This window comes from Nocardia jejuensis NBRC 103114, from assembly GCF_001613145.1.
In the GTDB taxonomy this organism is placed as follows: Bacteria; Actinomycetota; Actinomycetes; order Mycobacteriales; family Mycobacteriaceae; genus Nocardia; species Nocardia jejuensis.
On sequence record NZ_BDBU01000070.1, the window covers coordinates 5,798 to 19,201 of the forward strand.

Annotated in this window: 1 protein-coding gene (running past one end of the window); it reads right to left on the reverse strand. The window is 69.8% G+C overall.

Going from position 1 to position 13,404, the window contains the following annotated elements; all coding sequences use genetic code 11:
- A protein-coding gene (locus NJ1_RS36095) for a non-ribosomal peptide synthase/polyketide synthase (RefSeq protein ID WP_439957703.1) crosses the window boundary here: on the reverse strand, positions 1-13,404 show its 3' portion. It continues 16,461 nt past the right edge of the window; the window shows 13,404 of its 29,865 coding nt (coding positions 16,462-29,865); its start codon lies beyond the right edge, outside the window; its stop codon occupies positions 1-3.

A 13,404-nucleotide genomic window follows, 5' to 3' on the forward strand; every position in this document is an offset into this window, starting at 1 on the left:
TCACCTCGTGTGAATGACGCGCACGTCCTCACCCGCGTCGTCGGCCGGATCGCTCGCGGTCGCGAACCAGTGGGTGACCTCGCCCTCCTCCAGATCGCCCGCGATGTCGCCGGTCGGCAGGGCCGAGAGCGCGCCCGCCGTGGCCGAGGCCAGGAATTCGTCCACCGCGGCCAGGCCGGTGGTGGCCGTGGTGTAGGTGGTCGACTCGTAGTCGATCTCGTTGTCCGTGCGCAGGGTGGCGGCACGGTCGAGCGTCTCGGCCTGGGTGAGGGTGGCCCAGGTTCCGGACGATTCCGCGTAGAGGAAGGCCGGATCGGCCTCGGTCAACGGGCGGACACGATCGGAGTACGTGACCGGATGGGCCGGGCGCGCGGCCAGATCGGCCTGGACGGCGGGGTCGGCCGGCACCAGCCAGTGCACGGAGCTGGTGTCCGGGTTCTCGGCGATGCCGAAGGTCGCTCCGGCGGCCAGCACGTCGCCGAAGGACAGCCCCTGGGCGAACAGTGTTGCGGCGCCGGCCTTCTGGATGGCCCAGACGGCGACCACGGCATCGGCCGAGCGCGGCAGGGCGACGGCGACGATATCGCCGGGGCCCGCGCCGCGTTCGATGAGCAGACGCGCCAGCTGGGAGCTGCGGCGATCCAGTACGTGGTACGCGATCTCCTGGCCGTCGGACAGCAGGGCGGGTGCCTGCGGGTCCTCCTCGACGACCTCGGCGAGCACGTTGGCCACGGTGCGGGCACCGACGCGGGCCGGTTCCACCACGGAATCGGTTGTGGTGACCGCGCTTTCGGCGAGGATCCGGGCGCGCTCGGTCTCGTCGAGGATGTCGATGTCGCCGACCATCCCGCCGGACTCGCCGATCAGCGCGTCCAGCACCCGGTTCAGGCGCGCGGCGAGGATCTCGACCTCGTCGGCGGTGAAGCGGCTGTCCAGGTAGCGCATGCTGATCTCGATGGTCTCCGCGGCCATCACCACCAGCGTCATCGGGTAGTGGGTGTTGTCGTTGACGCCGACACCGCTGACCGCCATACCGTCGATCGAACTCGCCGAGGCGATCGCGTCGGAGTCGATCGGGTACGACTCGAACACCATGAGGGTGTCGAACTGCGCACCCGCACCGGCCACCCGCTGGATATCGGTGAACCCGATGTGGTGGTGCTCCAGCAGATCCGCCTGATCGCGCTGCACCCGTTCGAGCAGACCGTCGACCGTGAGCCGGTCGTCGACCCGGATCCGCACGGGCACGGTGTTGATGAACAGACCGACCATGGATTCCACGCCGGCCAGGTCCGCCGGGCGTCCGGACACGGTCGCGCCGAACACCACATCGCTACGGCCGGTGAGCCGTCCGATCAGGATCGCCCAGGCGGTCTGCACCATGGTGTTCACCGTGACGCCGAGTTCACCGGCGCGGGTGGTGAGCCTGCGGGTGCGCTCGGCATCGACCTCGGCCACCACACGGCCGATCTCGAACTGCTCCTCCTTGCGCGGCGCGGGCGCGAGCTGGGTCGGCTCCGAGACGCCGGACAGCGCCTTGGTCCAGGCCTGCAGCGACTCCTCGCGATCCCGCCCGGCCAGCCAGCCGAGGTAGTTCCGGTAGGAGGTGACGCGCGGCAGCGCGGACAGATCTCCGCGAACCGCGTACAGCACCAGCAGATCTCGCATGAGCAGCGGCATCGACCAACCGTCCACCAGGATGTGGTGGGTGGTGATGACCAGGTGCCACTGGTCCGCGGTGGTGCGGTAGAGCGTGAACCGCATGAGCGGGGCCGAGGCCATGTCGAAGTGCGTGGCCCGGTCCTGCTCGATGAGTTCGCGCATGCGCGAGACCCGTTCCGGCTCATCGAGATCGGTGAGATCCACCTGCCGCCAGTTGGCTTCGACCTTGTCCAGCACGATCTGCACCGGTCGGCCGTCGTTGTCGGTGACGAACGCGGTCCGCAGGTTCGGGTAGCGGTCCACGATGGCCTGGGCGGCCGCGCGCAGCCGCTCGGCGTCCACCACACCGTTCAGGTCGAGCACGGCCTGCATGGTGTAGACGTCGATCGCGTTCTGGCTCTGGGACATCAGCGCCTGGAACAGCAGACCGGTCTGCAGCGGCGAGAGCGGCCACACCTCGGTCAGCGCCGGGTAGGCGTGCTCCCACACCTCGATATCGGACTGGGTGACCTGCACCAGCGGCATGTCCGACGGGGTGAAGCCACCGGCGTCGGGATGCTTGGCGTGGGTGGCGAGCGCGGTCAGCGCCGCCACGAACAGATCGGCGAACTCCTGGACCTGTTCCCGGTTCAGCAGCCCGGACGGGAAGGCGAAGGCCGCACCGAGCTGCGGCCCGTCCTCGCCGTCGGTGACGATGGCGTTGATGTCCAGCGTCGCGTTCGCGGGCATGTCCGGATCCATATCGGCATCCAGCTGTCCCAGGTCCGCGACCGGCGCCCACCCCAGCTCGGAAAGCTGTTCGGGCACTTCACCGCTCGACACGCGGCCGAGGTAGTTGAAGCTGATCTGGCCGACGTCGCGCAGCTGCGCGCCGGTCTCGGGGTTGAGGTGCCGCAGCAGGCCGAAGCCCAGGCCCTTGTCGGGTACCGCGAGCAACTGCTCCTTGACCGATTTCACGATGTCGCCCAGGGCTTTTCCACCCTGGAAGGCGTCGTCGACGTCGATTCCGGCCAGGCTCATGCGCACCGGGTAGGCACTGGTGAACCAGCCGATGGTGCGCGAAAGATCCGCGCCCGCGACGACTTCCTCTTCGCGACCGTGTCCCTCGAGCTTGATCAGCGCCGCGTCCCCGCCACGCCAGCGCACGATCGCCAGGGCCAGGGCCGAGAGCAGACCGTCGTTGACGCCACCGCGGTAGCGGCGCGGGATCGCGGTCAGGACCGCGTCGGTGATCTCGGCGGGCAGGGTGACCTCGACGCGCTCGACCGTGGCGAAGGTGTCCACCGCCGGATCGAACGGGCGCGAGCCCAGCTGCGGATCCGGCGTGCCGACGACCTGTTCCCAGAAGCCCAGTTCCGCAACGCGTTCCGGTGCGGCGGCCGCCTCGACGAGGGCGTGCGCCCAGCGTCGCATGGAGGTGCCGTTCGCGGGCAGGGCCACCGGCTGACCGAAGGCCAGCTGCGACCACGCGAGGGCGAAGTCCGGGATCAGGATGCGCCAGGAGACGCCGTCGACCACGAAGTGGTGCGCGGCGATGAGCAACACGTCACGACGCGCGCCGTCGGCCCCGCTGAAGGCGAACCAGATGAACTGCATCATGGACGCGTTCGCCGGGTCGAGACGGCCCAGAGCCGCGTCGAGTTCGCCGCTCGCCACCCGCGACAGCTCCTCGTCGGAGATGTCGGCGGGCAGATCCACGCGGTGGATCAGGTCGGCCACGTTCACCGCGCCGCGCTCGAGCGCCTCGAAAGCCCACCCCGCGGTGGCATTGCCGCGCAGACGGGAACGAAGCACGTCGTGGTGATCGAAGACCGCGGCGAGCGTGCCCTCGAGCACCGCGCGGTCGATGCCGTCGGGCAGGCGCAGGGCCACCGACTGCGAGAACCGCTGGTACGTCGAACCACTCGACAGGATCGCCGTCATGATCGGAGTCAGCGGGATGTCGCCGACACCGCCGCCGGGCAGCTCCGCCAGGCGGACCTGCTCCTCGTCGCCGCCCAGGACCGCGACCTCCGCGAGTCCGGCCACGCTGCGGTGCTCGAACACATCGCGCGGGCTGAACAGGATGCCGCGCGCCTTGGCGCGGGAGACCAGCTGGATGGACAGGATCGAGTCGCCGCCGAGGGCGAAGAACGAGTCGTCCACACCGATCTGCTCGACGCCGAGCACCTCGGCGAAGACCGCGGCGATCTCGGCCTCGATATCGCTGACGGGCGCACGGAATTCGCGCGGTGCGAGGACCGGTTCCGGCAGCGCACGGCGATCGAGCTTGCCCGCCGGGGTCAGCGGGATCTCCGACAGCACCGTGATGGCGGTCGGGACCATGTACTCCGGCAGCCGGCCCGCGACGTGCTCGGTGAGCGCCGCGATGTCGACGGAGCGGCCCGCGACCGGCAGCACGTAGGAGGCCAGGATCGTGGTGCCCACCTCGGTCCGGTGACCGACGGTGACCGCGAAGTCGACGCTCTCGTGCGAGGTGAGCGCCGCGTCGATCTCACCGAGCTCGATGCGGAAACCACGCACCTTGACCTGGAAGTCGTTGCGCCCCACGTATTCCACGACCGTGTTGTCCTCGGCGTCGCGACGCCAGCGGACCACGTCACCGGTGCGGTAGAGCCGCTCGCCGGGCGCGCCGTGCGGATCGGCGACGAAACGCTCGGCCGTGAGGCCGGGGCGTGCGTGGTAGCCGCGAGCCAGCTGCACACCGGCCACGTAGAGCTCACCGGCGACGCCCTCGGGCACCGGATGCAGGCGAGCATCCAGCACCATGGCCCGCATACCGCGCACCGGACCACCGATGACCACGGTGTCGCCGGGCAACAGCGCATCGGAGATGTTGGTGGCGATGGTGGCTTCGGTCGGGCCGTAGGCGTTGTGGAAGCGGCGCGGACCGGCGGGGTTCACCGACCACTTGGCGACCAGGTCCGCCGAGACCGCCTCACCACCGGCGATGATGACCTCCATCGCCGCCAGGTGCGCGGGATCGAGCGAGGCCAGCACCGACGGCGTGATGAGGCCGTGGGTGACGCGTTCACGGGCGATCAGCTCGCCGAGTTCCTCGCCGCCGTAGGTGCCGGGCGGCACCACCACGAGCGCACCGGCCGCACCGAGCGCCAGCAGCAGTTCGAGTACCGAGGCGTCGAACGACGGCGAGGCGAATGCCAGTGCGCGCGAAGAGGAATCGAGACGGTAGCGGTCGACCTGCTCACGGGTGAAGTTCGCCAGACCCGCATGGGTGACGACGACGCCCTTGGGCAGACCGGTCGAACCGGAGGTGTAGATCAGGTAGGCGGCGTGCGCCGGGCGGATGACGCCCCAGCGCTCGGCGTCGGTGACCGTTGCGGGGGAATGCGATTCGATCTCGGCGATGACGACCGGATCGTCCAGCGACATCCAGCCGGACAGGTTCGCGACCGGCGGCAGCGCCTCGGCCTCACCGGACACGGTCAGGCCCAGCGTGGCTCCGGAGTCACGCACCATGTGCGCGATGCGATCGGCCGGGTAGGCCGGATCGACCGGGACGAACGCCGCACCGGACTTGGCCACGGCCCACACCGCGAGCACCGATTCGAACGAGCGCGGAATGGCAACGGCCACGCGCACATCCGGTCCCGCGCCGTGCTCGATGAGCACCCTGGCCAAGCGTGAGGACGCCGCGTCGAGTTCCGCGTAGCCCAGCGCCTGACCGTCGAACACCACCGCTTCACCGACCGGGTTCGCGGCCGCCGCGGCGGCCATGATCTCGGGCAGGGTCATCGGCGGCACCGAATCGCCACCCGTGCGGGTGAGCAGGTTGGTGCGCTCGGCGACCGACAGCAGTTCCAGATCGCCGACCGGCAGCTGCGGCCGCTCGATGATCTGCTCCAGCAGCCTGATGAAGCGCCGCGCGAAGACCTCGATGGTGCTGTCGTTGAACAGATCCCGGGCGAAGGAGAACTCGGCGTACATGCCGGCCTCGGCTTCCCGGACCGTCAGCGAGAGATCGAACTTCTCGGTCTCGGCATCGAATTCGACCGCCGCGACCCGCAGGCCGGGCAGCTCGAAGGTGCTCTCGGGCAGGTTCTCGAAGGAGAGCGCCACCTGGAACAGCGGGTGCCGGGCGGTGGAGCGCTCCGGGTTGAGGGCCTCCACCAGACGCTCGAACGGCAGATCCGCGTGCGCGAACGCCTGCAGGTCGGTGTCCTTGGCCTGGCGCAGCAGCTCGCTGAAGCTCAGCTGACCGTCCACCCGTGTGCGCAGCACCAGCGTGTTGACGAACATGCCGATCACATTGTCGAGTTCGGCCTCGCCGCGACCCGCGATCGGGGTGCCGATCGCGATGTCCTCGGTGCCGGACTGGCGGGCCAGGAAGGTCGCCAGCGCCGCGTGCACGACCATGAACATGGTCGCGTGCTGTGCGCGGGCGATCCGCTGGAGTCCGCGATGCAGCGCGGCGTCGATCGGGAAGAGCACCTTGCCGCCGCGGAAGGACTGCGCGTTCGGGCGCGGTCGATCCGAGGACAGGTTCAGCTCGTCCGGCAGATCCGCGAGCGTGGTGCGCCAGTAGTCGGCCTGGGCCGAAATCAGGCTGGCCGGATCGTCTTCCGAGCCGAGCACCTCGCGCTGCCACAGGCTGAAGTCGGCGTACTGCACCGGCATCGGAGCCCAGCCCGGCGTGACACCGGCGGAGCGGGCGGCGTAGGCGATCATCACGTCGCGGGTGAGCGGGCCCATGGACCAGCCGTCCGCGCTGATGTGGTGCGCGACGAAGACCAGCACGTATTCGGCGGCGGCAGTGCCGTTTTCACCAGCGGCACCGGTCTCGACCCGGAACAGCTCCGCCCGCAGCGGAACCTCGACCGTCACATCGAATCCGGTGGAGATGACCGCGGCGATGCGGTCCCGGATCGATTCGGCCGGCACCGTGACCGGGCGCAGTTCGGGCACGGCCTGCGCGGCCGGGACGATCACCTGGGTGGCCACGCCGTCGACCTGCGGGTAGATGGTCCGCAGGGTTTCGTGGCGGCCGATCACGTCGGCCACGGCCTGACGCAGCGCGTCCACGTCCAGATCGCCGGTCAGGCGGACGGCCACCGGGATGTTGTAACCGGCCGAGTCGGTGTCGAACTGGTTGAGGAACCACATGCGCTGCTGTGCCAGCGACAGCGGCACGACGGCGGGACGCGGACGCGCGAGCAGCGGCGTGCGATCGCTCTGTCCCGCATGCTGTTCCACCTTCGAGGCCAGACCCGCGACGGTCGAGGCCTCGAACAGCGCGCGCACCGGAATGCGAGCGTCCAGGGCCGCGCCGATGCGCGCGGCCACCTGGGTGGCCAGCAGCGAATTGCCGCCGAGCGCGAAGAAGTCGTCGTCCGCGCCGACGCGTTCCGCGCCGAGCACGTCGGCGAACACGTCCGCGACGATCTCCTCGATCGGGGTCGAGGGCGCACGGAAGGCCGTGGTCTCGAACTCCGGCTCGGGCAGGGCCTTGCGGTCCAGTTTGCCGTTGGCGTTGAGCGGCAGCGCGTCCAGCACCACGAAGGCCGAGGGCACCATGTAGGACGGCAGCCCGGCGGACAACGCCGACTTCACCTGCGGCACATCGATATCCGCGCCGGTGGGCACGAGGTAGGCGACCAGGCGGTCACCGGTGCGATCGGACTTGGCCAGCACCGCGGCCTGGGCGATCTCGCCCAGCGCGAGCAGAGCCGCCTCGATCTCACCGAGCTCGATACGGAAACCGCGGATCTTCACCTGGAAGTCGGTGCGACCACGGTAGTCCAGCTCACCGTTGGCGTTCCACGCCACCAGATCGCCGGTGCGGTACATGCGAGAACCGCTGTCACCGAACGGATTCGCCACGAACCGATCTGCGGTGAGATTCGGCTGACCGAAGTACCCGCGCGCCAGCTGGGCACCGGCCAGGTACAGCTCACCCGAGACACCGGCGGGCACCGGGCGCAGGCGGGCGTCCAGGACGTACACCTGGCTGTTCCACTCGGGCAGGCCGATCGACACCGCGCCCTGATCGGCGTCGCTCACCCGGTGCGTCGTGATCGAGACCGCGGCCTCGGTCGGGCCGTACAGGTTGAACAGCCCGGCCTCGGGGTTGGCGGCGCGGAAGCGCTGGGCCACCGCGGCCGGGAGCGCCTCACCGATGGCGAGCACCCGGCGCAGCGAACCCGTCAGCGCCCCACCGGATTCGGTGAGCAGCGCGTCGAGCATCGAGGGCACCACGTGCAGGGTGGTGACCAGCTCGCGGGCCATGAGCTCGTTGAGGTACGCCGGGTCGCGGTGCCCGTCGGGGGTCGCGATGATCAGGCGGCCACCCGAGACGGCCGCGGACCAGAACTCCCAGACCGAGAGGTCGAAGGTGGCGGCGGTCTTGAGCAGCACCGCATCCTGCGCGCCCAGGTCGAATTCGGCGGTCTTCCACTGCAACTGGTTCGCGATCGCCGAGTGCGGCAGCGCCACACCCTTCGGACGACCGGTCGAGCCGGAGGTGAAGATGACGTACGCGGTGTTCGACGCGCGCAGGGGCGCAAGGCGATCCGAGTCCGACAGCGGGGCCACCGCGACGATGCTCAGATCCAGCTCGTCCAGCCGCACCAGCGGCGCGATCTCGGTGCTGAACGCCGCGTCGGCGTTGGTCAGCACGCACACCGGCGCCGCGGTCTCGAGGATGTAGCCGGTGCGATCGGCCGGCTGATCCGGATCGACGGGCACGTACGCGCCACCGGCGGCGGCGACGGCGTACATGGCCACGACCAGGTCCACCGAGCGCCGCAGGGCGAGCGCGACCCGAGATTCCGGAGCCACACCCAGCGAGACCAGGTGCCGGGCAAGACGATTCACCCGGTGGCCGAGTTCGGCGTAGGTCAGGACCTCGCCGTCCGGGCCGATCACCGCGACGGCGGTCGGCTTGGCGGCGACCGTGGCGTTCAGCAGCGACACCAGGGTCGCGGCCCGATCCGTGGCGTGTGCGGTGGCGTTGCGGGCCACCACGAGTTCGGCCTGTTCCGCCTCGGCAAGCAGGGCGAAATCGCCGACGGCGGTGCGCGGTGCGGTGATGATCTCGCCGAGCAGTCGGGTGAACCGCTCCACGAAACCCTCGACGGTGCCGCGATCGAACAGATCGGTGGCGTAGGTGAAGATGCCGGTGATGCCGAGCGGCTCACCCTGCTCGCTGTACCGGTCGGTGGCGATGAGATGCAGGTCGAACTGCGAGATCTCGGTGTCCACATCCACGCCGGACACGGTCAGGCCGGGCAGTTCCAGACTGGACATGGCCAGGTTCTGGAACGACAGGCCGACCTGGAACAGCGGGTGGCGCGCGGTGGAGCGGACCGGGTTGAGCACCTCGACCAGGCGCTCGAACGGCACGTCGGCATTGGCGAACGCCTGGATATCGCTCTTGCGCTGGCGGGCAAGCAGTTCGGTGAAGGCCTCGCCGGTGTCCACCCGGGTGCGGAACACCAGGGTGTTGACGAACATGCCGATCATGTCGTCGAGGGCGGCCTCGCCACGACCCGCCATCGGAGTGCCGATGGCGATGTCATCGGTGTCCGACAGGCGGGCCAGCAGCACCGCGAGCGCGGTGTGCACGACCATGAACAGCGTCGCGCCCTCGGCGCGGGCCAGATCGACCAGCGCGCGATGGGTGTCGGCGTCGATCCGGACCTCGACCTTGCTGCCGGCGAAGGTCTGCACGGCCGGGCGCGGGCGATCGGACGGCAGATCCAGCTGATCGGGCAGCTCGGCCAGGGCTTCGCGCCAGTAGGCGACCTGCTTGGCGGCCAGCGATTCCGCGTCGTCCTCGCTGCCCAGCAGATCGCGCTGCCAGACGGAGTAGTCGGCGTACTGCACCGGGAGCGGCGTCCAGCCGGGCTCGTGGCCCAGGGAGCGGGCCGCGTACGCGGTCATCAGGTCCCGGGTCAGCGGAGCCACCGAGGAACCGTCACCGGAGATGTGGTGAATCGCCAGGGCGAGCACGTATTCGGTGCTCTCCGGAGCGGCCGCGCCTGCGGGAGCGTCGGCAGCCGCCGGCATCTCGGGGGTGACGACCGGGAAGGCCGAGGTGTCCATGGCGTCGGTGAAGGCGAAGGTGTACGCCTCGGAGAGCAGAGCCGCCCCGGGCTTCGCGGGCGCCGCGACGTCCGAAGATGTCGCGACATCCGAAGACGCTGTCTCGACAACCTCGACATGCTCGGCAACCGTCGCACCGCTGTCGATCCGGTACAGCGCCACCTTCAGCGGCACCTCGGCGGTGACGTCGAAGGAGGTGGAGGTCAGCGCGACCACGGCCGCGGCGACCTCGTCGACGCCGACCGTGCGCACCTCGAGCTCGGGCACGGCCTGCGCGGGCGGCAGCACGACCTGCACCGGGCCGTCCTCGGTCTGCGGGTAGACCGTGCGCAGGATCTCGTGGCGGGCAACGACATCCGCGATGGCCTCACGCAGCGCGTCCACGTTCAACGCGCCGGACAGGCGGACCGCGACGGGCACGTTGTACGCGGCGGACTGGCTGTCGAAACGGTTGAGGAACCACATGCGCTGCTGTGCCAGCGACAGCGGGATGTTCTCCGGGCGCGCTCCGGCGGTGAGCGCCTTGCGGCCCGCACCGGCGTCCTGTTCCACCCGGGCCGCGAGCGCGGACACGGTGGACGCCTCGAACATCAGGCGCACCGGCACCCGGGTGTTCAGCGCCTCGCCGAGGCGTGCGGCCACCTGGGTGGCCAGCAGCGAGTTACCGCCCCAGGCGAAGAAGTCGTCGTCCAGGCCGATGCGGCCGGCCTCGACCCGCAGCACGTCGGCGAAGACGCCCGCGACGACCTGCTGGATCGGGGTGACGGGAGCGCGGAAGACCGCCTTCTCGAAGCTGGGCTCCGGCAATGCCTTCCGGTCCAGTTTGCCGTTCGCGTTCAGCGGCAGGGTGTCGAGCTGCATGAACAGCGACGGCACCATGTAGGACGGGAGTTCGGCGCTCAGCGCCGACTGCACGACCTGCTTGTCGAACTCGTCCGCACCGACGATGTAGGCGACCAGACGATCTCCCAGCACCGGATCGGCATGGGCCACAACGGCAGCCGAGGCGACGGCAGGCTGACGCAGCAGGGCGGACTCGATATCGCCGAGCTCGATACGGAAACCACGGATCTTCACCTGGAAATCGGTGCGACCACGGTAGTCCAGCTCACCGTTGGCGTTCCACGCCACCAGGTCACCGGTGCGGTACATACGAGATCCGCTGTCACCGAACGGATTCGCCACGAACCGATCCGCGGTGAGGTTCGGCTGACCGAAGTACCCGCGCGCCAGCTGAGTGCCCGCGAGGTACAGCTCGCCGGACACACCCACCGGCACCGGGCGCAGGCGGGCGTCCAGGACGTACACCTGGCTGTTCCACTCCGGGGCACCGATGGACACCGAGATCTGATCCGCGGTGCTCACCCGATGGTTGGTGATGGACACCGCGGCCTCGGTCGGGCCGTACAGGTTGAACAGCTCCGTACGCGGGCGCTCACGCAGCACCCGCTGCGCCAGCGGCGCGGGCAGCGCCTCACCGATGGCCAGGATGCGCCACAGCGAATCCGGCAGGCCGTCGGCGAGCAGGGCGTCGAGCATGGACGGCACCACGTGCAGGGTTGTCACCCATTCGCGCGCCATGAGCTCGTTCAGGTATCCCGGATCCTTGTGGCCGTCCGGAGTCGCGACGACCACGCGGCCACCGCAGGCCACGCCGGACCAGAACTCCCAGACCGAGAGGTCGAAGGTGGCCGCGGTCTTGAGCAGCACCGCGTCGGCCGGGTCGAGGCCGAATTCGGTGACCTTCCAGAGCAACTGGTTGACCACCGCGGCATGCGGCACCGCGACGCCCTTGGGGCGACCGGTGGACCCGGAGGTGAAGATGACGTACGCGGTGTTCGCGGCGCTCAGGCCGCGTACTCGCTCGCCGTCGGCGATCGGCTGATCCGAGTGGCCGGACAGGTCCAGCTCGTCGGTGCGCAGCACCGGCGCGAACTCGGTGGTGAATGCGATCGCGGCGGTGGTGAGCACGGCGGCGGGAGCCGAGGTCTCCAGGATGTAGCCCACACGCTCGAGCGGCTGATCCGGATCGATCGGGACGTAGGCCGCACCGGTCTTGGCGACGGCGTACATGGCGATGATCAGGTCGGCCGAGCGTCGGAAGGCCAGTGCCACCCGGTCTTCCGCGCCGATGCCGCGGGCGATGAGCTCACGGGCGAGGCGGTTGACCCGGGCGTCGAGCTCGCGGTAGGTCAGGGTCTCGGGACCGTCGGCGGTGTCCGCCACCAGGGCGACGGCCTTCGGATCCTCGGCGACGGCATTGTCCAGCAGCGACACCAGGGTCGCGGTGGAGCCGTCGGCCAGCGCCTTGTCCAGATCGTGCGCGGTGTTGTTCCACCGCAGCAGGATCCGCTCGTTCTCCTGCTCACCGAGCAGATCGATCTCACCGACCGTGGTGGCCGGATCGGTCAGCACCGCGTCCAGCACCCGCAGGAACCGATCGGCGAAGGCGCGCACCGTGACCTCGTCGAACAGATCTGTGGCGTAACCGAATTCGGTGAGGATCTCGGCCGGTGTGCCGTCCTCGGCGTACCGGTCGTACAGCGTGACGTGCAGATCGGTCTTGGCCAGCTGCGATTCGAACTGGACCGCGCTCACGTGCAGGCCGGGCAGCTCGAACGCGGTCTCGGCCAGGTTCTGGAACGAGAGGCCGACCTGGAACAGCGGGCTGCGCGCGGTCGAACGCACCGGGTTCAGCACCTCGACCAGGCGCTCGAACGGCACGTCGGCGTTGGCGAAGGCCTCCAGGTCGCGTTCGCGGACCTCGGCCAGCAGATCGGTGAAGCTCGCGCCGGCGTCCACCGAGGTGCGGAACACCAGGGTGTTGACGAACATGCCGATCAGATCGTCGAGTTCGCGTTCGCCACGGCCCGCGATCGGGGTGCCGACCGCGATGTCCTGGGTACCGGACAGGCGGGCCAGCAGCACCGCGAGGGCGGTGTGCACGACCATGAACAGCGACGCGTTGTTGGCGCGCGCCAGTTCGTGCAGGCGGGCATGGCGCTGCGCGTCGATATCGAAGCGAATCGCCTTGCCGTGGAACGACTGTGCGGGCGGGCGCGGACGATCGGTGGGCAGCTCCAGCTGGTCCGGGAGGCCGGCGAGGGCCGTGGTCCAGTAGGCGACCTGCTGTGCGGCGAGGGATTCCGCGTCGTCCTCGGAACCGAGGACGGCGCGCTGCCACAGCGCGTAGTCGGCGTACTGCACCGGCAGCGGCGCCCACTGCGGGACGTCACCGGCGGCGCGGGCCGCGTACGCGACCATGACGTCGCGCGCCATCGGACCCATGGAGGAACCGTCGGCCGACACGTGGTGCACCGTGAAGGCCAGCACGTGCTGCTGGGTCTCGGTATTCACCGCGGCGGACGCGGGGGCATCCGTGGATACGTGAGCCGCCGCCTCCTGCGCCGATGCGGCGCCGGGACCCGTGATCCGGAACAGCTTCACGGCCAATGGCACCTCGACGGTGACGTCGAAGGTGGTGGCGGCGAATTCGATCACCTTGCCGAGCAGATCGGCTTCGGTGACCGGTTCCGGGACCAGCATGAGATCGGTCTGCGAGGCGGGCAGGATCAGCTGGTTCGGGCCGTCCGACGAGCCGGGGTAGATGGTGCGCAGGACCTCGTGGCGGCTGATCACGTCGCCGATCGCCTGCTCCAGCGCGTTCAGATCGAGCGA